23 protein-coding genes, 1 pseudogene and 1 riboswitch are annotated in these 21231 nt (G+C 67.8%); of the genes and pseudogenes, 19 read left to right on the top strand and 5 right to left on the bottom strand.

Translation table 11 applies throughout. The features are described 5' to 3' along the window. Window positions 1–294: 294 nt before the first annotated feature. The 8 genes and pseudogenes from rpmH to E5P3_RS35935 all read left to right on the top strand — a co-directional run bounded on the left by rpmH (window position 295) and on the right by E5P3_RS35935 (window position 5916). Window positions 295–429, top strand: a complete 135-nt coding sequence (rpmH, locus tag E5P3_RS30930; protein ID WP_007834827.1) for a 50S ribosomal protein L34 — start codon at window positions 295–297, stop codon at window positions 427–429. Between the two features lie 70 nt (window positions 430–499). Continuing rightward, window positions 500–889 (top strand): ribonuclease P protein component, encoded by a 390-nt coding sequence (locus tag E5P3_RS30925; RefSeq protein WP_162589452.1) that lies wholly within the window; start codon window positions 500–502, stop codon window positions 887–889. Further along, window positions 886–1173 (top strand): membrane protein insertion efficiency factor YidD, encoded by a 288-nt coding sequence (gene yidD / locus E5P3_RS30920; protein WP_162589451.1) that lies wholly within the window; start codon window positions 886–888, stop codon window positions 1171–1173. Before E5P3_RS30925 ends, yidD begins: the two co-directional genes overlap by 4 nt. Then, a complete protein-coding gene (yidC, locus tag E5P3_RS30915; protein WP_162589450.1) occupies window positions 1170–2852 on the top strand; it encodes a membrane protein insertase YidC in 1683 nt (560 codons plus the stop codon). The genes yidD and yidC overlap by 4 nt, the downstream gene beginning before the upstream one ends. Before the next feature lie 69 nt (window positions 2853–2921). Beyond that, window positions 2922–4328, top strand: coding sequence for a tRNA uridine-5-carboxymethylaminomethyl(34) synthesis GTPase MnmE (gene mnmE, locus E5P3_RS30910; RefSeq protein WP_162589449.1), 1407 nt, complete (start codon window positions 2922–2924; stop codon window positions 4326–4328). Window positions 4329–4418: 90 nt separating this feature from the next. Then, window positions 4419–4886 carry a Crp/Fnr family transcriptional regulator gene (locus tag E5P3_RS30905; protein WP_162589448.1) on the top strand — a complete coding sequence of 156 codons (468 nt, stop codon included), beginning with the start codon at window positions 4419–4421 and terminating at the stop codon, window positions 4884–4886. Window positions 4887–4965: 79 nt separating this feature from the next. Further along, window positions 4966–5037: pseudogene (locus E5P3_RS36535) on the top strand (DUF7577 domain-containing protein); the annotation flags it as partial. A 363-nt stretch (window positions 5038–5400) separates the two neighbouring features. After that, the gene (locus tag E5P3_RS35935; protein WP_232073399.1) at window positions 5401–5916 is read left to right on the top strand and encodes a hypothetical protein; all 516 of its coding nucleotides are present in this window, start codon (window positions 5401–5403) and stop codon (window positions 5914–5916) included. Window positions 5917–5985: 69 nt separating this feature from the next. Here the strand turns inward: E5P3_RS35935 and E5P3_RS30895 are convergent, their stop codons facing one another. After that, the gene (locus E5P3_RS30895) at window positions 5986–7971 is read right to left on the bottom strand and encodes a cation:proton antiporter (RefSeq protein WP_162589446.1); all 1986 of its coding nucleotides are present in this window, start codon (window positions 7969–7971) and stop codon (window positions 5986–5988) included. Window positions 7972–8096: 125 nt separating this feature from the next. Here E5P3_RS30895 and E5P3_RS30890 point away from each other — a divergent pair, with 125 nt between their 5' ends. The 4 genes from E5P3_RS30890 to E5P3_RS30875 are packed head-to-tail and all read left to right on the top strand — an operon-like array spanning window position 8097 to window position 11054. Continuing rightward, window positions 8097–9098 carry a KpsF/GutQ family sugar-phosphate isomerase gene (locus E5P3_RS30890; protein ID WP_162589445.1) on the top strand — a complete coding sequence of 334 codons (1002 nt, stop codon included), beginning with the start codon at window positions 8097–8099 and terminating at the stop codon, window positions 9096–9098. Then, complete coding sequence (locus tag E5P3_RS30885) at window positions 9098–9646, top strand: KdsC family phosphatase (RefSeq protein WP_162589444.1); 549 nt, start codon at window positions 9098–9100, stop codon at window positions 9644–9646. The genes E5P3_RS30890 and E5P3_RS30885 overlap by 1 nt, the downstream gene beginning before the upstream one ends. Next, window positions 9643–10284: an LPS export ABC transporter periplasmic protein LptC gene (lptC, locus tag E5P3_RS30880; protein ID WP_162589443.1), complete on the top strand. Its 642-nt coding sequence runs from the start codon at window positions 9643–9645 to the stop codon at window positions 10282–10284. The genes E5P3_RS30885 and lptC overlap by 4 nt, the downstream gene beginning before the upstream one ends. Continuing rightward, a complete protein-coding gene (locus tag E5P3_RS30875; RefSeq protein ID WP_162589442.1) occupies window positions 10281–11054 on the top strand; it encodes an SDR family oxidoreductase in 774 nt (257 codons plus the stop codon). Before lptC ends, E5P3_RS30875 begins: the two co-directional genes overlap by 4 nt. A gap of 85 nt (window positions 11055–11139) precedes the next feature. Here the strand turns inward: E5P3_RS30875 and E5P3_RS30870 are convergent, their stop codons facing one another. Further along, the gene (locus E5P3_RS30870; protein WP_162589441.1) at window positions 11140–11661 is read right to left on the bottom strand and encodes an RNA recognition motif domain-containing protein; all 522 of its coding nucleotides are present in this window, start codon (window positions 11659–11661) and stop codon (window positions 11140–11142) included. Between the two features lie 253 nt (window positions 11662–11914). Next, a riboswitch (yybP-ykoY riboswitch) is annotated at window positions 11915–12097 on the top strand. Window positions 12098–12102: 5 nt separating this feature from the next. Here E5P3_RS30870 and E5P3_RS30865 point away from each other — a divergent pair. The 4 genes from E5P3_RS30865 (at window position 12103) to E5P3_RS30850 (ending at window position 15197) form a co-directional block, all read left to right on the top strand. After that, window positions 12103–12669 (top strand): TMEM165/GDT1 family protein, encoded by a 567-nt coding sequence (locus E5P3_RS30865; RefSeq protein ID WP_162589440.1) that lies wholly within the window; start codon window positions 12103–12105, stop codon window positions 12667–12669. Between the two features lie 117 nt (window positions 12670–12786). Further along, window positions 12787–13941: a homoserine O-succinyltransferase MetX gene (metX, locus tag E5P3_RS30860; protein WP_162589439.1), complete on the top strand. Its 1155-nt coding sequence runs from the start codon at window positions 12787–12789 to the stop codon at window positions 13939–13941. A 55-nt stretch (window positions 13942–13996) separates the two neighbouring features. After that, window positions 13997–14584, top strand: a complete 588-nt coding sequence (metW, locus tag E5P3_RS30855) for a methionine biosynthesis protein MetW (protein WP_162589438.1) — start codon at window positions 13997–13999, stop codon at window positions 14582–14584. A gap of 25 nt (window positions 14585–14609) precedes the next feature. Next, window positions 14610–15197 carry an IMPACT family protein gene (locus E5P3_RS30850; RefSeq protein WP_162589437.1) on the top strand — a complete coding sequence of 196 codons (588 nt, stop codon included), beginning with the start codon at window positions 14610–14612 and terminating at the stop codon, window positions 15195–15197. Here the strand turns inward: E5P3_RS30850 and E5P3_RS30845 are convergent. Next, window positions 15142–16056 carry an ion transporter gene (locus E5P3_RS30845; protein ID WP_162589436.1) on the bottom strand — a complete coding sequence of 305 codons (915 nt, stop codon included), beginning with the start codon at window positions 16054–16056 and terminating at the stop codon, window positions 15142–15144. The two genes, E5P3_RS30850 and E5P3_RS30845, sit on opposite strands and share 56 nt — an antisense overlap. A gap of 168 nt (window positions 16057–16224) precedes the next feature. Between E5P3_RS30845 and E5P3_RS30840 the strand changes: the two genes are divergently transcribed. Next, window positions 16225–16755, top strand: coding sequence for a bactofilin family protein (locus tag E5P3_RS30840; RefSeq protein WP_162589435.1), 531 nt, complete (start codon window positions 16225–16227; stop codon window positions 16753–16755). A gap of 15 nt (window positions 16756–16770) precedes the next feature. Here the strand turns inward: E5P3_RS30840 and E5P3_RS30835 are convergent, their stop codons facing one another. Then, window positions 16771–17661, bottom strand: coding sequence for a DUF72 domain-containing protein (locus E5P3_RS30835; RefSeq protein ID WP_174263117.1), 891 nt, complete (start codon window positions 17659–17661; stop codon window positions 16771–16773). A gap of 51 nt (window positions 17662–17712) precedes the next feature. On the opposite strand from E5P3_RS30835, the gene E5P3_RS30830 reads away from it, so the two are divergent. Both E5P3_RS30830 and E5P3_RS30825 read left to right on the top strand, forming a co-directional pair. Further along, window positions 17713–19206 carry a M20 family metallopeptidase gene (locus E5P3_RS30830; RefSeq protein ID WP_162589433.1) on the top strand — a complete coding sequence of 498 codons (1494 nt, stop codon included), beginning with the start codon at window positions 17713–17715 and terminating at the stop codon, window positions 19204–19206. Continuing rightward, window positions 19203–20060 carry an alpha/beta hydrolase gene (locus E5P3_RS30825; RefSeq protein ID WP_162589432.1) on the top strand — a complete coding sequence of 286 codons (858 nt, stop codon included), beginning with the start codon at window positions 19203–19205 and terminating at the stop codon, window positions 20058–20060. Before E5P3_RS30830 ends, E5P3_RS30825 begins: the two co-directional genes overlap by 4 nt. Here the strand turns inward: E5P3_RS30825 and E5P3_RS30820 are convergent. Continuing rightward, a complete protein-coding gene (locus tag E5P3_RS30820) occupies window positions 20057–21226 on the bottom strand; it encodes an MFS transporter (protein ID WP_162589431.1) in 1170 nt (389 codons plus the stop codon). The two genes, E5P3_RS30825 and E5P3_RS30820, sit on opposite strands and share 4 nt — an antisense overlap. Window positions 21227–21231 lie beyond the last annotated feature (5 nt).

Raw genomic sequence — 21231 nt, 5'->3', positions numbered from 1 at the left:
GGGGGGTCGGAAAGGTGGAGGATCCCTCTGTCATTTGTCGTTCTGCTTGTGGATAGTCGCCCCTGGGATGGGCCTTCGATTCTAACTTGTCAAAACCTTATCCACATGGCTTTCTGCTCCGGCGAATCTGCTGCCGCGCGGCTGTCGATTGTTGCGAGATCGAATGTTTGCGATAATCGCCGGTTTCCCTGAAAACCTCTTTGTGTGTTTCGGGGTATTCAGCCGGTATTCCCGCCAATTGGCAGCAGAACCCGGTGGCCGCCAAGCCTTCCGGGTCCATCAGGAAATCAAATTATGAAACGCACCTACCAAGCATCCAAAGTCCGCCGCGCCCGTACCCACGGTTTCCTGGTCCGCATGAAGACCCGCGGCGGCCGCGCCGTGATCAACGCACGCCGCGCCAAGGGCCGCAAGCGCCTCGCCGTCTAAGGCGCCGTCGGCTCTGTTGCCAGTCGTACAGCCGCCGCCATCGACTGCCGGCGCATCGCGGTTGGCTTCCATGCAGCGGCTCAAGACCCGCGCGCAATTCCAGGCCGTCCTCGCAGGTGCTACCGTGGCGCGCACCACCCATTTCGCATTGCACCGTTGCGCGCTCGATGCGCAGCATGGCCCCACGCCGCTGTTCGCCACTCAGGACGTGTGGGTCGGCGCGATGGTGCCCAAGCGCTGGGCGCGCCGCGCGGTCACGCGCAACGCCATCAAGCGCCAGGTCTATCGCATGAGCACGGCTGCGGAGTGTTCACTGCCGCCCGCCGCGCACGTGGTTCGCCTGCGTGCGGGCTTCGACCGCAAGGAATTCCAAAGCGCGAGTTCCGACAAGCTCAACGCCGCCGTTCGTGCCGAGCTCCAGCAGCTGCTGGAGCGGGCCGCTGCCGTGCGCGCACCATGAAAGCCCTGCTGATCGGCCTGGTGAAGGGCTACCGCCTGCTGCTGAGCCCCTGGCTCGGCCAAGGGTGCCGCTTCGAGCCCACCTGCTCCGTCTACGCCATCGAGGCGCTCGAGCGCCATGGCGCGGCGGCCGGCAGCTATCTCACCCTGCGCCGTCTCGCCCGCTGCCAGCCGTGGTGCCAGGGCGGCCACGATCCAGTTCCCCCGAGGAAGGAGCCCGGTGACCGCGATTCCCGCGCGCTGTTCTCCTCTCTGTTCTCCGACGACAAGAAGTCTTCTTCATGAACGATATTCGCCGCACCATTCTGTGGGTGGTTTTTGGTTTCTCGCTGGTACTGTTGTGGGACCAGTGGCAGGTTTTCAACGGCCGCAATCCCACCTTCCTGCCGTCGACCAAGCCGCACGCGACCGCCACGGCGCCTGCGTCAGCGCCTGCGGCGCCTGGTGCAGCCTCGAGCGCGGTGCCACAGGCCACGAACACAACCCCGGCCGGCGCGAGCGGCGCTGCGACCGTGCCCGACGGCAAGACGACGGCACCCACCGCGAGTGAGCGTGTGGTCGTCACCACGGATGTGCTCAAGCTGACCTTCGACACCGAGGGCGGCTCGCTGGTGCAAAGCGAATTCATCCAGCATGACGACCTGACGGAGAAGGACAAGCCTTTCGTCCTGCTCGACCAGAGCCCCAACCGCTACTACGTGGCCCAGACCGGCCTGATCGGCGGAAACTTCCCGACGCACAAGACGCCGATGAGCGTCAGCGGCGAGCGTACGCTCAAGGACGGGGCCAACGAGCTGGTGCTGCGCTTCGAATCGGCCGATCTGGGCGGCGTCAAGCTGGTCAAGACCTGGACGCTCAAACGCGGCGGCTATGACATGCGAGTGCGCCACGAGATCGTCAACACCGGCACGGCGCCGGTTTCGCCGCAGGTCTACCTGCAGATCGTGCGCGACGGCAACAAGCCGCCTGGCGAATCCTCCTTCTACTCCACCTTCACGGGCCCGGCGGTCTACACCGAGGCCAAGAAGTACCAGAAGATCGAGTTCAAGGACATCGAGAACAACAAGGCCGACTTCGTCAAGGAAGCGACCAACGGCTATGTCGCGATGGTGCAGCACTACTTCGCGAGCGCCTGGTTGCTGAAGGACGGCATCCCGCGCGACCTGTTCGCGCGCAAGGTCGACACCAACCTCTACGCGGTCGGCATGATCACGCCGGCGGGGCCGGTGGAACCCGGCGCATCCAAGGCGATCGACGCCGAGTTCTTCGTCGGCCCGCAGGCCGAGAAGACACTGGAGGCCGTGGCGCCCGGGCTCGAGCTGGTCAAGGACTACGGCATCTTCACCATCATCTCCAAGCCGCTCTACTGGCTGCTCGACAAGCTGCACACCATGCTGGGGAACTGGGGTTGGGCCATCGTCGCGCTTGTGGTGCTGCTGAAGGCCGCGTTCTACTGGCTCAACGCCAAGGCCTACGCCAGCATGGCGAAGATGAAGGCCATCAATCCCAAGGTGATGGAGATGCGCGAGCGGCTCAAGGACAAGCCGCAGGAGATGCAGCAGGAGATGATGCGCATCTACCGCGAGGAAAAGGTCAACCCGATGGGTGGTTGCTTCCCGATCGTGATCCAGATCCCGGTGTTCATCGCGCTGTACTGGGTACTGCTGTCCTCGGTCGAGATGCGCCATGCGCCCTGGATCGGGTGGATCAAGGATCTCTCGGCCCCGGACCCCTGGTTCATCCTGCCGATCGTGATGACGGCGACCTCGCTGTTCCAGACCTGGCTGAACCCCACGCCGCCGGACCCGATGCAGGCCAAGCTGATGTGGATCATGCCGCTGGCCTTCAGCGTGATGTTCATCTTCTTCCCGGCCGGCCTGGTGCTGTACTGGATCACGAACAACGTGCTGTCCATCGCGCAGCAATGGTTCATCAACAAGCGCCTCGGCGTGCTCGGCAAATAGCGCGCGAGCGAAGCGAACTCAAGCAGGGCCGCACAATGCGGCCCTTCTCATTGAAGCATCATCCAACCCATGTTGGCGCGGACCAATGACCCGATCGTCGCCATCGCCACGGCCTCTGGCCGCGGCGCAGTCGGGATCGTGCGCGTGTCAGGCGCTCGGCTGGCGCCCTTGATCGCCGCGATCTGCGGGCGCAGCCTCAAGCCGCGCGAGGCCACCTACCTGCCCTTTCGCGATGCCAGTGGCGGCGCCATCGATCATGGCCTGGCCATCCACTTCCCGGCGCCGCATTCCTACACCGGCGAAGACGTGCTCGAACTGCAGGCGCACGGCGGTACGGTGGTGCTGCAATTGCTGCTGGCTCGTTGCCTGGAAGCCGCCGCCGACGTCGACGCAACCACCGGTCGGCCTCGCCTTCCCGGTTTGCGCGTGGCCGAGCCGGGGGAGTTCAGCCGGCGCGCATTCCTCAACGGCAAGATCGACCTGGCCCAGGCCGAGGCCATCGCCGACCTGATAGACGCCAGCACCGAGGCGGCCGCGCGCAGCGCCGGGCGTTCGCTGTCGGGCGCCTTCTCGCAGGAAATCCACACCCTGCGCGATGCCCTGATCCACCTGCGCATGCTGGTCGAGGCGACGCTGGACTTCCCGGAGGAGGAGATCGACTTTCTCCAGAAGGCCGATGCCGAGGGCCAGCTCGCCGCCCTCCAGGCACAGCTGGGCGCGGTCCAGCAGCGCGCGCGCCAGGGCGCACTGCTGCGCGAAGGGATCAAGGTCGTGATCGCCGGTCAGCCCAATGCGGGCAAGAGCTCGCTGCTCAACGCCCTGGCCGGCGCCGAGCTTGCCATCGTCAGCCCGATCCCGGGCACCACGCGCGACGTGGTCTCGCAAACCATCCAGATCCAGGGCGTGCCTCTGCACGTGGTCGACACCGCCGGCTTGCGCGACAGTAGCGACCTGGTGGAGCAGATCGGGGTGGCGCGCGCCTGGGGGCAGATCGAAGGCGCCGACGCTGTGCTGTTCCTGCACGACCTGACGCGTTCGGGCCGGGCCGACTATGCGGAGGCCGACGCCGGCATCCTGCGCCTTCTCAGCGAGAAGCTGGCCGCCGGCGCGCCGGTGCTCGATGTCTGGAGCAAGCAGGATGCAGCGCCGTCGGCGGCACCGGCCACGGGGATCAGCCTGTCCGCGAAGACCGGCTTCGGCATCGAGGCACTGCGGCAGCGCCTGCTTGAGGTGGCCGGGTGGCAGGCCGTGCCGGAGGGCGTCTATTTGGCACGGGCGCGCCATGTGCAGGCGCTGTCGCGCGTCGAGGAGCATCTTGCACGGGCCGCCGAGCATCTGGCGGCTGGCGCAGCGTCACTGGAGCTGGTCGCTGAGGAGTTGCGTCTGGCGCAGAACGCACTGAACGAAATCACCGGCGAGTTCGGCGCCGATGACCTGCTGGGCGTGATTTTTTCGCGATTCTGTATCGGAAAGTAGACAGAAAGAGTTAGCACTCGTGACTTGTGTCACTGCAATTTGCCACAATCGTCCATACTGCGCTCCGGCACCCACAGCAGGTGAATCAACATGTCATCGAGCATCCAGGATCTTTGCCGCGCCGTCGCACAGAACACCAGCTACGACGCATTCGTTCCGGCCTTCAATGCCCAGCAGTGGGAGACGCTCGCGGGCTACTTGCAGCCCTACGACCTCAATGCCGGGCAGGTGCTCATCGACCAGGGCGCCAACGACCGCACGCTCTTCTTCATCGAGCGCGGCGCGCTGAGCGTTCACCTGATCGGCAGCCAGGGGCAGATGCGGCTTGCGATCCTCAATCCCGGTTCGGTGGTGGGCGAAGGGTCGTTCTTCTCCAGGCTGCCGCGTTCGGCGAACGTGGTGGCAACGGGCGCGGCGCGCGTCTGGCGGTTGACGGCCATCCGCTTCGCCGAGATGTCCAACCGCCAACCAGCGCTGGCGCTGGAGCTCACGATGGGCTTGGGCGCGGTGATTGCGAAGAGAATGGTCAACAAGCCCAAGCGCGTGGCGGTGACCTGAGGCTCTCGGCCTGACGAGTGCATCGATCGCCATCTCCCGCTGCTTGGAACATGGTACGTACAAGTCGAGGGCTTCCAAGATGGGTGTGGAGTGCGCGTCCTGCGGGGCGAAAAACCGGGATGGCGCCAGATTCTGCAGAGGCTGCGGCCATCGGCTGGCGCCTGCGCCAGCCGCGACGGACCCAAGGCTTGCGACGGAGGGATGGCCGATCACGGAGCCTACGCCGCTGCTCGAAAGCCCGCAAACAAGGTCTTCCCCCGCGGATGAAAAGACCGTGGTGCTCAGCCGGTCGCCGGCCCCGCCACCTCCGGTGCCGCACAGCGCTGCGCCGGTCCCGCCGCCATCCGCGGTTCACACCCCCACCCCCAAGGCGGCATCGCGGGCCGCCGTACTCCCCGCCCCCGCTGCGCCGCGCCGATCTACGGCGCGATGGGGTGTCCTGGCCCTGCTGCTTGTCGTGCTCGCTGCGGGCGGCGGGTTCGTGCATAGCCGGCGCGGTGCTGCGACGCCGGCCGTGAGCCAGATCCCTGCGGCGCCGGTCGCCGTGGCGCCGCCTGCTTCCGTGCCCGAAGCAGCGCCAACTGCTCCCCCACCCGCTCCTGCACCCGAGCCGACGCCGCCACCGCCTCCTGTGCAGAACGCAGCAGTTGAAGAGCCAACCCCGGCCTCGCCGCCCACCGCCATGGCCGAGTCACCCGCCCCGCCCCCACGGCGCGCCAAGGCCGAAGCTCCGGTGAGGCCCGCGGTCGCCGCCGCGCCCAAGCCACGCAAGCCTGCACCGGCGGCGCCGGCCCCGGCAGCCCCGCCGGCGCCGCTGCCCCCAGTCGTTGCCATGGCGCCAATACCGGTCGAACCGGTCGCTCCGCCCAGTCCGGATGTGGCATGCGCCGGCCAGGGGTTCTTCGGCCGCGCCCGCTGCATGGCGGCGCAGTGCGCCAAGGCCGAGTACGGGAGCCATACCCAGTGCGATGCGGTGCGGCGTCAGCAGCAGGTCGACGCAGAGAAGCGCAATCCGAGCCTCGCCAACTGAGAAGGTGCAACGAACCCGTCGTGCCCGCGCCGGGTTCGTTCATGTCTCCCGAGACCACGGGAGACGCGCTCAGCCCTTCTGCAACTGCTCGATGGCAATGGCGAGCGCGCCGGGCCGGCCAGACAGGACCAGCGTGTCGCCGTCCGCCAGCATGACATCGTCGCCCACCGTCTCCGCCTTGCCGTTGCGCCGGCGCAGGCTCGCCACCCGCACGCCCACTGCCTCCAGCGCCCGCTGGTCCAGCAGCCGGCCCACCGCCCGGGCGTCGGCCGTGAGGGTGAAGGTGTTGAGGCGCTCATGGTCGTGCTCGTCGGCGTTGTCATCGTCGGCGCCATGGAAGTAGCCGCGCAGCAGGTTGTAGCGGGCGTCCCGCTGGTCCTGCACCACGCGGATCACCCGCCGCATAGGCACGCCGACCAGCGCCAGCGCGTGGCTGGCCAGCATCAGCGAGGCTTCGATCGCCTCCGGCACCACCTCCGTGGCGCCGGCGGCCTGCAACTTCTCCAACTCGCGGTCGTCCTTCGTGCGCACGATCACCGGCACCTGAGGCGCATGCGCCCGCGTGTTGGCCAGCACCTTCAGCGCGCCGGGGGTGTCGAGGTAAGTCACGACCACCGCGCTGGCGCGCGCCAGGCCGGCCGCCATCAGCGCCTGCAGCCGCGCCGCATCCCCGAACACCACAGAGTCGCCTGCCGCGGCTGCCTGGTGCACGCGGTCGGGGTCCAGGTCCAGCGCAAGGTAGGGGATGCCCTCGCGCTCCAGCATGCGCGCCAGGTTCTGCCCGCAGCGCCCGTAGCCGCAGATGATCACGTGCTGGGCGGTGTTGATGGTCTTGCGCGCGATCGAGGTCATCTGCAGCGACTGCTGCAGCCAATCGCTGGCCACCAGCCTGCGCACGATGCGGTCGCTGTACATGACGATGAAGGGCGTCGCAAGCATCGACAGCACCATCGAGGCGAGTACGGGGTTCGCCAGCCAGGCCGGCAGCAGATCCCGGCCCTGCGCAAGACTCAGCAGCACGAAGCCGAACTCCCCCGCCTGCGCCAGGTACAGCCCGGTGCGCAGCGACACGCCGGCTGTCGCTCCGAGCAGGCGCGCCAACAGCGTGACCAGCACCAGCTTGAAGGTCAGCGGCAGCAGCAGCAGGATACCCACCAGCGCCCAGCGCTCGACCACGATGTGCCAGTCGAGCGACATCCCGATCGAGATGAAGAAGAGCCCCAGCAGCAGGTCGTGGAAGGGCCGGATGTCGGTCTCGACCTGGTGCTTGAACTCGGTCTCCGAGACCAGCATCCCGGCCACGAAGGCACCGAGCGCCAGGCTCAGCCCCGCGAGCTCCGTCAGCCAGGCCAGGCCGAGCGTGACCAGCAGCAGGTTGAGCATGAAGAGCTCCTCGCTGCGCCGGCGCGCCACCAGGGTCAGCCACCAGCGCATCACCCGCGGTCCGCCATAGAGCAGCACGGCCACCAGGAAGCTGGCTTTCAGCCAGGCGATGGCCAGCGCTTTCAGCATCGCCTCCGGCGGCGCGCCCAGCGCCGGGATCAGAACCAGCAGCGGCACCACGGCCAGATCCTGGAACAGCAGCACGCCCATGACCCGCTTGCCGTGCTCGCTCTCGAGTTCCAGGCGCTCGGCCATCAGCTTCACGACGATCGCGGTGCTGCTCATGGTGAGTGCGCCGGACAGCGCAAGCGCGGTCTGCCAGCCCAGCCGCCAGGCCGGCGGGAGCCACGAAGCTATCAGCAGGGCGCCGAGGGTCGCGATTGCCATGGTCAGCATGACCTGCAGCAGTCCCAGGCCGAACACGTGCTTGCGCATGGCGCGCAACTTGGGCAGGCTGAACTCCAGCCCGATCACGAACATCAGGAAGACGACGCCGAATTCGCCCAGGTGCCGGATGCCCTCGGCGTCCTCGGCCAGGGACAGCGCATGCGGCCCGATGAGCACGCCCGCCCCCAGGTAGCCCAGCATCGGCGGCAGCCGGAGGAAGCGGCAGGCGACCACGCCGATCACTGCGGCGAGCAGATACATCAGCGTGAGATCGAAGGAGGACATGGGCCGATGCTACTGAATGGAATCCCCGTCGCGGCAGCGTTACTGGAGTACCTTCGCCTTCGGCTGCGGTGCGAGCCCTTTCGGGCGGCCGGGCGGGGCTCATGCGCGGCCGATAAAATCCCGCGATGCGCTCCAGCCCAGATCCGGCCCTTGAGGCCTCCGCCGACGCGATGCTCGCGCGGGCCCGCACGACCTTCGACATCGAAGCCGCGGCCGTTCTCGGCCTCAAGGAGCGCATCGGCGCGAGCTTCGTGCACGCCGTGCAGACGATCCTGGAGGTGCGCGGCCGCGTCGTCGTCATGGGCATGGGCAAGAGCGGCCATGTGGGCCGCAAGATCGCGGCCACGCTCGCATCCACCGGCACGCCCGCGATGTTCGTGCATCCGGCCGAGGCCAGCCATGGCGACCTCGGCATGATCAAGCCGGTCGACCTGGTGCTCGCCATCTCCAACAGCGGCGAGGTCGACGAACTCACGGTCATCCTGCCGGTCGTCAAGCGGCAGGGCGTGCCGCTGATCGCCATCACCGGCCGTGGCGACTCCACGCTCGCCCGCCATGCCGACCTCGTGCTCGACAGCGGCGTCGAGAAAGAGGCCTGTCCGCTCAACCTCGCGCCTACCGCCAGCACCACCGCGCAGATGGCCATGGGCGACGCTCTCGCGGTCGCGCTGCTCGATGCACGCGGCTTCGGCACCGAGGACTTCGCGCGCTCGCATCCCGGCGGCGCCCTGGGGCGCAAGCTGCTCACCCATGTCAGCGACGTCATGCGTTCCGGCGACGCGGTGCCGCGGGTGGGCCCCGACGCCAGCTTCAGCGAGCTGATGCGCGAGATGAGCTCGAAAGGCCTGGGCGCCACTGCGATCGTCGATCGCGAGGGCCGCGCGATCGGCATCTTCACCGACGGCGACCTGCGCCGCCAGATCGAGACCGGCGCGGACCTGCGCGCCCTGACCGCGGTCGACGTGATGCACGCCGGTCCGCGCACGCTGCGCTCCGATGCGCTGGCGGCGGAGGCCGCCGAGCTAATGGAGCAGCACAGGATCACCAGCGTGTTGGTGACCGATGCGGCGGGCTTGCTGATCGGTGCGCTCAGCATCAACGACCTGATGCGCGCGAAAGTCATCTGATGACTCTCGCATTCAAGGCGGAGACCTTGCTCGCCGCCCAGGACATCCGTGTCGCCTTCTTCGATGTCGACGGCGTGCTGACGGATGGCGGGGTCTATTTCAGCGAGCACGGCGAGACCCTCAAGCGCTTCAGCATCCTTGACGGCTATGGCCTCAAGCTGCTGCGCCTGGCGGGCATCGCGCCGGCGGTGATCACGGGCCGGGACTCGAAGCCGCTGCGCCTGCGGCTGCAGGCCTTGGGCATCGAGCATGTGCGCTACGGCACCGAGGACAAGCTGCCGGCCGCGCAGGCCATTCTCGCGCTGCTGGGGCTTGAATGGACGCAGGCCGCCGCCATCGGCGACGATTGGCCGGATCTGCCCGTGCTCACGCGCGTCGCCTTTGCTGCGGCGCCCGCCAACGCGCATGCCGAAGTTCGTGCGGTCGCGCATCATGTGACCTCGGCCCGCGGCGGAGAGGGCGCGGCGCGCGAATTCTGCGATCTGCTGCTCACGGCCGGCGGCCACTACCGCCGCCTGCTGGACATTGCGCGAGGCCCGGCTGCATGAGGGCGAAGGCGGCCTGGAACCTGCTGCGCGACACCTTCGACAGGGTGACGATCTACCTGCCGATCATCCTGACGGCCATGCTCGCGCTGGGCACCTACTGGCTGGTGCGCAACGCGCCGAAGCTGCTCGAGCCCGTGCCCAAGGAGGCGCCGAGGCACGAGCCCGACTATTTCATGCGCGACTTCGTGATCAAGAACTTCCTGCCCAGCGGCGAGCTGCGCAGCGAGCTGTTCGGCACCGAGGGCCGGCACTACCCTGACACGGACACGATGGAGGTCGACCAGGTGCGCGTGCGCTCCGTGTCGCCCGAGGGCCTGACCACGCGCGCCACTGCCAATCGGGGGCTGTCGAATGCCGATGGCAGCGAGATCCAGCTCTTCGGCAACGCGATCGTGGTGCGGGAAGCCGCCACCACGGCGGACGGCAAGCCCGTGCCCCGGCTGGAGTTCCGCGGCGAATTCCTGCACGCCTTCCTCGACACCGAGCGGGTCAAGTCGCACAAGCCGGTCACGCTGATCCGCGGCTCCGACCGGTTCACCGCCGACTCGATGGACTACGACAACCTCACGGGGGTCGCAAACCTTCGGGGCCGCGTGCGTGGCCTGCTCATGCCTTCCACGCCTGGGGCCAAGCGTTGAAGCCGCTGGCCTTCATCACCGGAGCGTCGAGCGGAATCGGCCAGGCGCTGGCGGCGCGCTTCCACGAGGCAGGCTACAGGCTGGCGCTGGTAGCGCGGCGGGCCGCCGAGATCGAGGCCTGGGCCGCCTCGCGCGGCATCGGCGCGGGCGATATCGAGGTCTACGGCGCCGACGTGGCGCAGATCGACAGCATCGTGGCGGCCGGTGCCGCCTGTCTCGGGCGCCAGGGCGTGCCCGATGTGGTGATCGCGAATGCTGGCATCAGCGTCGGCATCGATACCGAAGACCGCCGCGACCTCGATGTGTTGGCCGAAACGCTGGCCGTCAACAACGTCGGCTTGGCCGCCACCTTCCATCCTTTCGTCGCGGCCATGCGTGCGCGCGGCAGCGGCCGCCTGGTGGGCATCGCAAGCGTTGCGGCCATCCGGGGCCTGCCCGGCCATGGGGCCTACTGTGCCAGCAAGGCGGGCGTGGTGGCCTATTGCGAGAGCCTGCGCGGCGAGCTGCGCGCCAGTGGCGTCAAGGTGGTGACGCTGCTGCCCGGCTACGTTGATACGCCGCTCACCCGGGGCAACCGCTACGGCATGCCTTTCCTGCTGCAGCCCGAGGCGTTTGCCGATCGCGCCTTCCGCGCGATCGAGGCGGGCGCCAGCTACCGTGTGATTCCGTGGCAGATGGGCGTGGTGGCCAAGCTCATGCGGCTGTTGCCCAACGGCCTGTTCGATCTCGCCGTCCAGGGCCGCGGGCGGAAGAGGCGGCGCAACGATTGAGTCTGGCCGACTCTGAGGAGCGGACTGCGGCCCTCAAACGAAAAAGGCTCCCGAGGGAGCCATTCCTGATAAGTGCAGGGCCTGATCAGTAGCCGCTGTTGCCGCCGCCGCCACCGCCACCATAGCCGCCGCGACCGCCGCCGCGCGGGCCAGCGCCGTAGGGGCTGCGGAAACCGCCATCGCCACCACCGCCACCACCACCGTAGCCGCCGCCACTGCGGCCGCCGCCGCCGCCACCATAGCCGCCACCGCCGCTGCGGCCACCGCCGCCACCACCGTAGCCGCCACCACCACCACCGCCACCGCCATAGCCGCCGCCACCACCGTAGCCGCCACTGCGCGGCGGGCGCGCTTCCATGGGACGCGCCTCGTTGACGACGACGCTGCGGCCGCCCATGTCCTGGCCGTTCATGCCCTTGATGGCCGCTTGCGCTTCCGCGTCGCTGCCCATTTCAACAAAGCCGAAACCCTTGGAACGAGGCGGGCTGGAGTCGCGCTCCATCATGACCTTGGCGCTGGTCACCGTGCCGAACTGGCTGAAGGCGTGCTCCAGATCACCGTCGCGTGCCGAATAGGGCAGGTTGCCGACGTACAGTTTGTTGCCCATGAAGGGACTCCTAATAAACACAAAGAAAAAGCGATGGAGTCCCGGGAGCACCACCCACGAAAAAGCCGCTGGGCCGCGCGAAACTGACCGATCACCGAATCGCCGCTCCCCCTAGAACTTAAGTGAGAGGCTCGTGCATTATGGGTGAAATGATTGGCGCGCAAGTAGGAATTTGCCCGCAGCGCCGCCCCCGCGAAAAATAAATGGAAAGTTTGCGCACGCTCACAAAGCAGCGCATGCGCATGGCTAGAATCGCCTGGTCATTGGGGAGTAGCCGCCTTCCATCGCGAGAAGGGTGTGCGTCAACAGACTTGTCCGGCCCGGGCCGGACATGGCGCAGACAGTGTTCAACCTGGCGAGACCTTTGACCGTGCAGCTTCGGATGTGGCCGAAGGTGCTGCACGGTCAATTGCGTCCTTCGGCCCAAGGAATCCCTTTCTCATGGAAGCTTTTCTCGTCGCGACCGGCGTGGTCGCGCTCGCCGAAATGGGCGACAAAACCCAGTTGCTCTCCCTTGTGCTCGCCGCGCGCTTTCGCCGGCCGTGGCCGATCGTGCTGGGCATCTTTGCCGCCACGGTCGTCAACCACGCGCTCGCCGGCGCGGTGGGCAACTGGGTCACCCATACGCTGGGGGCCGATTTGCTGCGCTGGATCCTGGGAGGCTCCTTCATCGCGATGGCACTGTGGATGCTGATTCCCGACAAGCTCGATGACGACGAGCTGCCGAAGGCATCGCGCTTCGGCGTCTTCGGCACCACGCTGATCGCCTTCTTTCTTGCAGAGATGGGCGACAAGACGCAGATCGCCACCGTCATGCTTGCCGCGCGCTATGTAGACGCCTATGCCTGGGTCGTACTCGGCACCACCCTGGGCATGATGCTGGCCAACGCACCGGTGGTCTGGTTGGGCGAACGCATCGTGAAGCGCGTGCCCATCAAGCTGGTGCACGGCGTCTCCGCGGCGCTGTTCCTCCTCCTCGGCGTGGGCGCGTTGATCGGCTGGGGTTGAGCGGCATATACTCTCCCGACGCGCCGATTTGCTCCAGCTTGCGGGCGCTTAACAAATGCTGCTAAAGACGGATGCCCGACCCGGCTCGTTTTTGGCGAGGCCGGGTTTTTCTTTTCCATGTCCTTGGTCGTTTCTCCGCAATCCATGTCTTTCCCGGGCCCGCTGCCGCTCAGCAGCGGAGCGAGCATCGCCGACTACAGCCTGGCCTACGAAACCTACGGCACGCTCAACGCAAAACGCAACAACGCGGTCCTGGTGTGCCATGCGCTGAACGCCTCGCACCACGTCGCGGGGGTGTATGCGGGGCAGGACAGGTCCGAGGGCTGGTGGGACAACATGATCGGCCCGGGCAAGCCGGTGGACACCGATCGCTTCTTCGTGATCGGCGTCAACAACCTCGGCTCCTGTTTCGGCTCCACCGGCCCGATGCACGTCGATCCCGCGACCGGGCGCATCTACGGTGCCGATTTCCCCGTGGTGACTGTCGAGGACTGGGTGCGCGCGCAGGCCCTCCTGCTCGACGCGCTCGGCATCGATACGTTGGCCGCGGTGATGGGCGGCAGCCTGGGCGGCATGCAGGCGCTGTCGTGGACGCTGCAGTACCCTGGGCGCGTGCGCCATGCGGTCGTGATCGCCAGTGCGCCCAGCCTGACTGCGCAGAACATCGCCTTCAACGAGGTCGCCCGCCGCGCCATCGTGACCGACCCCGACTTCAACGGTGGCCATTTCTACGAGCACGGCGTCATCCCCAAGCGCGGCCTGCGCATCGCCCGCATGATCGGCCACATCACGTACCAGAGCGACGACCTGATGAACGAGAAGTTCGGCCGCGCGCTGCGTAGTGCCGTCGAGGGCGAGGTGGCCGGTACGGACTTCCTCTACTCCACCCAGGAGGTCGAGTTCCAGATCGAAAGCTACCTGCGCTACAACGGCGACAAGTTCAGCGAGTACTTCGACGCCAACACCTACCTGCTGATCACGCGCGCCCTCGACTACTTCGATCCCGCCCGCGCGCATGGCGGCGACCTGCGTGCCGCGCTGGCGCCCGCCACCGCCCGCTTCCTGCTCGTGAGCTTCACGACCGATTGGCGCTTCGCGCCCGCGCGCAGCCGCGAGATCGTGAAGGCCCTGCTCGACAACCGCCGCAGCGTGAGCTACGCGGAGATCGATGCCCCGCACGGGCACGACGCCTTCCTGCTCGACGACGTTCGTTACCTGAGCGTCGTGCGCTCCTACTTCGAACGCATCGCCAAGGAGGATCTGTCGACATGAGCTGCACGGCATCGAAGGCTCATGGCACCGCAGCCCGCTCGGCGGAGGTTGCCTTATGAGCGACATGGACACCCAGCGCGTGATCGCACGGCTCGTGCCCGAAGGCTCCCGCGTGCTCGACCTCGGCTGCGGCGACGGCGCCTTGCTCGACCTGCTGCAGCGCGAGCGCGGCTGCAGCGGCTATGGCGTCGAGATCGCGGACGGCAATGTGCTGCAATGCATCCGCCACGGCGTCGATGTGATCCAGCTCAACCTCGACGAAGGCCTTGCGATGTTCGACGACGCTTCCTTCGACGTCGTGCTGCAGATCGACACGCTGCAGCATCTTCGCAACGCCGAGGTGATGCTGCGCGAGACGGCGCGCGTGGGCCGCATCGGCATCGTTGCCTTTCCCAACTTCGCGCACTGGCCCAACCGCATCAGCATCTTGCGTGGCCGCATGCCGGTGACGCGGCGCCTGCCTTACCAGTGGTACGACACGCCCAACATCCGTGTCGGCACCTTCAAGGACTTCGAAGTACTCGCGCGCAGAAACCACCTGCGCATGCTCGACGCCTTCGGCCTGCAGGAAGGCGCCGAGGTGCGCTGGCTGCCGAACGCGCGTGCCGCGACGGCGGTCTTCAAGTTCGAGCGCGAGCGCTGAACCCTCGCCCTGGCGCCGGCAACAGATGCGCTTCACCCTCGCCGCCCCGTCGCACAGCGAACTCCTGACGAGGAAGAGCCGCTTCATCGGCTGCGTGCAGCCGGTGGCCGATCGGGCGGCCGCGCAGGCCGTCGTCGGTGCACTGCGCAGCGCGCATCCCGGCGCGGCCCACGTGTGCTGGGCGCTGATGGCCGGCGGGCAATCGGCCGCCAACGACGACGGCGAGCCCGGCGGCACGGCCGGCCGTCCCATGCTGGAAGTGCTGCGGCACCATGACCTCGAGGGCGTGCTCGCCAGCGTCGTGCGCTACTTCGGCGGGGTCAAGCTCGGTGCCGGTGGACTGGTGCGCGCCTACACCGACAGCATCGCGCAGGCCCTGGCCGGCGCGACGCTGGTGCCGCTGGTGAAGCAGCGCCACCTGCAATGCGCCGTTCCCTATGCGTTCGAGGGCCTCGTGCGCCGCGAGATGGCGACAGCGGGCGCCACGCTGCGCGAGGTGCGCCACGAAAGCCTGGTGCATTTCTCTCTGAGCTTGCCCGAGCCCGCCGCGGCCGGCTTCATCGCTGCGATCGACGATGCTGCGCAAGGGCGCGCCGCCTGGCAGCCGGCGTGAGCCGCCGCCGCGGAGCCGCGGTCTCGGGCACCGCCAGCGAGAACACGCCGCGCGGCGCGACCGGCACCGGCCCTTCCTCAGGTCCGCGGCGCGCCATCTCGGCCGTCACGATGCCGGTCGGGACGGCGAGCACGCCCCAGCCGATCAGCATCATCACGGAGGCAATGGCGCGGCCGAGATCGGTCTTCGGCACCAGGTCGCCGAAGCCTACCGTCGCCATGGTCGAGATCGCCCAGTACACCGCGACAGGAATGCTGGTGAATCCATGCGCTGGGCCTTCGACCACGTACATCAGCGTGCCCATCACCAGCACCACCAGGATCACGAAGCCGACGAAGACGGTGATCTTGCGGCGACTGGCCGCAACCGCGCTTACCAGCGCGCGATATTCGACCGAGTAGCGCGACAACTTGAAGATCCGGAACACGCGCAGGAGCCGCAGGATGCGCACATCGATCAGGTAGGCGAACTCGGGTGCGAGCGCGACCAGGAAGGTGGGCAGCACCGCCAGCAGGTCGATCACGCCGTAGAAGCTCGTGGCGTAGCGCAAGGGCTTCTGCACGCAGGCGAGCCGCCCGAGGTACTCCAGCGCAAAGAGCGCGGTAAAGACCCATTCGAGCACGCCGAACACGTGCCCCGCGCGCTCCCTGACCGCCATGACGCTGTCGAGGATCACCACCGTCACGCTCGTCAGGATCACCGCAATCAACACCAGGTCGAAGAGCCGGCCTGCCGGCGATTCGGACTCGAAGATCACCGAGAAGAGCGTGCGCCGCCAGCCGTGCGCGGGCTTGCCGAAACGCGCGTCGCGGTCGAGCGGCTCGGCGGCCGGGACTGCGGGTGAATGGGTTGCCAGCATTGTTCGATCACGTGAAGTCAGGGGTCCGGCCATTGTCGATGCGCGCCAACGCAGACGAAAGTTCCCAGGGGTGGCCATTCGAGACGTATTCAGTTACGCTTCTTGCGCAATGAAGTGCCGAGAGTTCGGAGCGCGTTCTTACGATGAGCCCTTTTGAGGAGCTTCCCATTGGCCACACAGTCCCCCTTCTTCGGCAAGCGTGATCGCGAACCCGAACCCCTCGTCTCTCGTCCCGCGCCGCTGGTGGGCTCCGGCACCAACCTGTCGGGTGCGCCCGTGACCCCGGCCAACCTGTCGGCACAGTCGGCGACAAGCGCGGCAGCGAAGGAAGGTGGCAGCAAGCTCACCGTCGGCCCCAACATCAAGCTCAAGGGCGTCGAGATCACGGACTGCGACACCCTTGTGGTCGAAGGCCTGGTCGAGGCGACGATGGACTCCCGCGTGATGCAGATCGCCGAGCAAGGCGCCTTCAAGGGCTCGGCCGAGATCGACATCGCGGAGATCCGCGGTCTCTTCGACGGCAACCTGACGGTTCGCGAAAAGCTCGTCATCCATTCCACGGGCAAGGTCACCGGCAAGATCCGCTACGGCAAGATCGTCGTCGAGGAAGGCGGCCAGCTCTCCGGCGAGATCAGCTTCGGTGCCGCCACCGGCACCAGCAGCAGTGGCAGCAAGCCGGCGCTGCAGGCCGCTGCCTGAGGCCGCGGCCTCAGCTCAGCTCAGGCGTTGGATCAAGGCACCGGCAGCCGCCGGTGCCTTTTCTTTTGCGCCGTTGATGAAGTAGATGAAGACGTCGCGCGAGGCCTTCGTGCTCTTCGTGCCTTTCGCGCGCTCCTCGACGCAGGGCAGCGCCTCCGGATGGCCGCCGCCGGCCCAGGTCCTTGCCGCCTCGGCCCAGGCATCGAGCGCCTTGGGCGCATAGCCGGTCTTCTGCTGGGCGTCGCTCATCATCAGCCGCGCATAGACGAAGTCACTCGTCAGGTCGGCAAAGGACGGGAACTTGTCCGCGTCGGTGAACACCGTCGCGGCCTGGTATTTGCGCGCCAGCGCCAGGTACGCCGGCGACATGAAGCTCGGGTGCCGCACGTCCAGCACGTGGCGCAGCGAACGGCTGCCCTCCTTCTTCGGCAGCAGCGCGAGAAAAGCCTCGAAGTCCTCGGCATCGAAGGCCTTGGTCGGCATGAACTGCCAGACGATCGGGCCCAGCTTGTCGCCCAGCTCCGTGATCCCGCTCTCGACGAAGCGCGAGACCGACTCCCCTGCGGCCGCCAGCTGCTTGCGGTTGGTCGCGTAGCGCGAGGCCTTCAGCGAGAACACGAAGTCCTCCGGCGTCTCGTCGTGCCATTTCTTGAAGGTCGGCGGCTTGAAGCTGCTGTAGTAGGTGCCGTTGACCTCGATGGCCGTGAGCTGCCGGCTGGCGTAGTGCAGCTCCTGGCTGTGCGGCAGCCCCTCGGGATAGAAGTTGTTGCGCCAGGGTTCGTAGGTCCAACCGCCGATGCCGACGCGAATGCGCTTGTTCGTGCTGCTGCTCAAATTTGCCTCCGATCGGGATGCCACTGCGAAGGCGGCAGAGATTAGCCCAAAGGGCTGCGCGGCGGGCGGCATGCGCCCATAATTCGCGAGCCCCCTTGCCAGTTCCCATACGCGGAGAACCCCATGAACGCCCCCTTGCACCGCGAAATGCCTTCGGGCCTGCTCGACGCCGAGCGCGTCCTGTCCGATGTCTCGACGAAGTGGGACCAGGACATCGTCCGCCAGCTCACCGACTACATCGCCATCCCGGCCAAGTCGCCCGGCTTCGACAAGGACTGGGTGCAGAACGGTTTCCTCGACACCGTGCTGCGCAACGCGGCCCAGTGGGTCGAGGCGCAGAAGGTCGAGGGTCTCAAGCTGGAGATCGTGCGGCTCGAAGGGCGCACGCCGGTGCTCTTCTTCGAGGTGCCTGCCACCGGCACCGACATGAAGGAGACCGTGCTGATGTACGGGCACCTCGACAAGCAGCCCGAGTTCACCGGCTGGCGCAGCGACCTCGGCCCGTGGACGCCCAAGTACGAGGATGGCCTGCTCTACGGCCGCGGCGGCGCCGATGACGGCTACGCGGTGTACGCGAGCGTCGCCGCGTTGCAGGCGCTGAAGGCGCAAGGTGCGGCGCATCCGCGCGTGGTCGGCCTGATCGAGACCTGCGAGGAGTCCGGCTCCTACGACCTGCTGCCCTACATCGACGCGCTGCGACCGCGGCTCGGCGAAGTCGGCCTCGTGATCTGCCTCGACTCGGGCGCCGGCAACTACGAGCAGTTGTGGCTCACCACCTCGCTGCGCGGAATGGCGAGCGGGACGCTGAAGGTCGAGGTCCTGACCGAAGGCGTGCACTCCGGCGACGCCTCCGGCCTCGTGCCCTCGAGCTTCCGCATCATGCGCCAGGTGCTGGACCGCCTCGAGGACAGCAAGACCGGCCGCCTGCTGCCCCAGAGCTTCCACTGCGAGCTTCCGGCCGATCGCCTCGAGCAGGCCAAGGCCACCGCCGCGATCCTGGGCGACGAGGTCTACAAGCGCTTCCCATGGGCGCACTACGACTGCGGCGGTGCGACCGCGTTCGCGCTGCCGACCACCAGCGACCCGGTGGAAGCGCTGATCAATCGCACCTGGAAGCCCACGCTCTCGGTCACCGGTGCCGAGGGCTTCCCGGCCTTGCGGGACGCGGGCAACGTGCTGCGCCCCTACACGGCGTTCAAGCTATCGCTGCGTCTGCCGCCGTTGGTCGATGCCGCCCGGGCCGTGCAGGAACTCAAGACCCTGCTGGAAGACAACGCGCCCTACCAGGCCAAGGTCACCTTCGAGAGCAACGGCGGCGCGACGGGATGGAACGCGCCTTCGACCGCGCCCTGGTTCGAGCGCGCGCTCCATGCGGCGTCGCAGGCGCACTTCGGCGCGAGCTGCGGCTACATCGGCCAGGGCGGCACCATTCCGCTGATGAACATGCTCAGCGTCGGCTTCCCCAAAGCCCAGATGATGGTCTGCGGCGTGCTCGGCCCCAAGAGCAATGCGCACGGGCCCAACGAGTTCCTGCACGTGCCCTATGCCAAGAAGCTGACCGCCGCCGTGGCGGAGGTGATTGCCGCGCTGCCGGTCGCCCAGGCTGCCGCTGCTTGAAGCCCGGGCCCGGGCCTGCGGCCGAATCGGCGCTGCGCACGCCGGACGGCGAGACGCTGGCGCTGCATGAATGGCCGCTGGCGTGCCGCCGTGACGCCAGGGCAGTTGTCCTGCTGGTGCATGGCATCGGCGAGCATGCGGGCCGCTATCGTCACGTCGCGGCCCGGCTCAACGTCGAAGGCTTCGTCGTGCGCGCCGCCGATCACTACGGTCACGGCGCATCCAGCGGCGTGCGCGGCGGCCTGCCCAGCGTCATGCGACTGGTCGATGACCTCGCGCTGGTGGTCGACGATACGCGGCGAGTCCATCCCGGGCTGCCGCTGGTCCTGCTGGGCCACAGCCTCGGCGGGCTGGTCGCGGCGAGCTTCGTCGCGCGTGCGGTGCGCAAGGTCGATGCGCTGGTGCTCTCGTCGCCGGGGTTGGACCCGGGGCTCAGCGCGTTCCAGAAATTCCTTGTCGCCCTGCTGTCACGCGCCGCGCCCACGCTGCGCATGGGCAACGGGCTCGACGACCGCTACCTCTCGCACGATCCGGCGGTGGTGCAAGGCTACCGCGCGGACCCGTTGTGCCACGACCGTGTCGGTGCGCGGCTGGCGCGTTTCCTGACTGATGAAGGTGCCATCGTGCAGGCCGCGGCGCCCCGGTGGACGGTACCTACCTTGTTGGTCTACGCCGGCGACGATCGGCTGGTGAACCCGGCTGGCAGCCGCCGCTTCGCGGATGCGGCGCCGACCGCGGTGCTGAGCGCCACCTCCTTTCCGGCGCTGTATCACGAGATCTTCAATGAGCTGGACGCCGAGCCCGTCTTCGAGGTGCTCGCGCGCTGGCTCGATGTCCGCTTCCCGCCGGCCTAAGCCGCTGCGGCCGCGCGCCGCCTGTGCGCCAGCCACAGCAGCGCCGCGCCGGTCAGCAACACCGGCAGCAGCGAGCCGAGGTTCAGCAGCCGCCAGCCCTGCGTCGTGATCAGCACCCCGGAGGCGAAGGAGCTCAGCGCCAGCGTCGCGAACACGCAGAAGTTGAGTGCGCCTTGCGCGCGATCCTTCTCCTCGGCCGTGTATGCCGAGAGCGACAGGGTCGTGCTGCCGGTGAAGAGGAAGTTCCAGCCCACGCCCAGCAGGAAGAGCGCGGCGAGGAACTGGTGCAGCTCCACGCCGGACAGCGCGACCACGATGCAGGCCAGGTTGAGCAGCAGGCCCACGCCCATCACCGGCAGCGCGCCGAAGCGGCGGATCAGGTGGCCGGTGAAGAAGCCCGGTGCGAACATGCCGATCACATGCCATTCGAGCACCAGCGCCACGTCGTCGAAGGGCAGGCTGCAGACCTGCATCGCGATCGGCGTGGCGGCCATCAGCAGGTTCATCACGCCGAAGCCGAGCGCGCCCGCCATGGCGGCGACGATGAACACCGGCTGGCGCACGATCTCGCCGAGCGGGCGGCCGCGCGCCGCCGCGCTTCTGGCGGGCGGGGCGGGAAAGTCGATGAAGTGCATCAGGACCATCGCGAGCAGCGCCACGGCGGCCAGTGCGAGATACACGCCCGCGAACGGCACCGCGAACCAGTTGCGTGTGACCGCCGCGAGGTTGGGCCCCGCCACGGCACCGATCAGCCCGCCCGCCATCACCAGCGACACCGCCTTCTCGCGCCATGCGGGAGCTGCGAGCTCGGCGGCGGCGAAGCGATAGAGGCTGGCATTCGCGTTGTAGTAGCCGGCCACCACCGTGGCCGCGCACAGGAGCCAGAAGTCCTTCCAGAGCGCGGCCTGGGCGCACAGCAGCGCCGAGCCCAGGGCCACCGCCAGTCCGATCTGGAAGGAGCGGCGTCGCCCGAAGCGCTGCTGCGTGCGCGCCACCACGCCGGTGGCGAGCGCGCCGCCGATCACATAGCCCATCACCGGCAGCGTGGCCATCCAGCCGCGCGGCGCCAGCGCCAGGCCGACCAGCCCGTTGATTGCGATGAAGGCGACGTTGTTCGTCAGGAACAAGCCCTGGCAGACGGCCAGCAGCCAGAGATTGCGATTCATCGAGA

Source organism: Variovorax sp. RA8 (genome assembly GCF_901827175.1).
In the GTDB taxonomy this organism is placed as follows: Bacteria; Pseudomonadota; Gammaproteobacteria; order Burkholderiales; family Burkholderiaceae_C; genus Variovorax.
The sequence above is the reverse complement of the archived record's forward strand: the minus strand, read 5'-3'. Positions and strand labels throughout refer to the sequence as shown.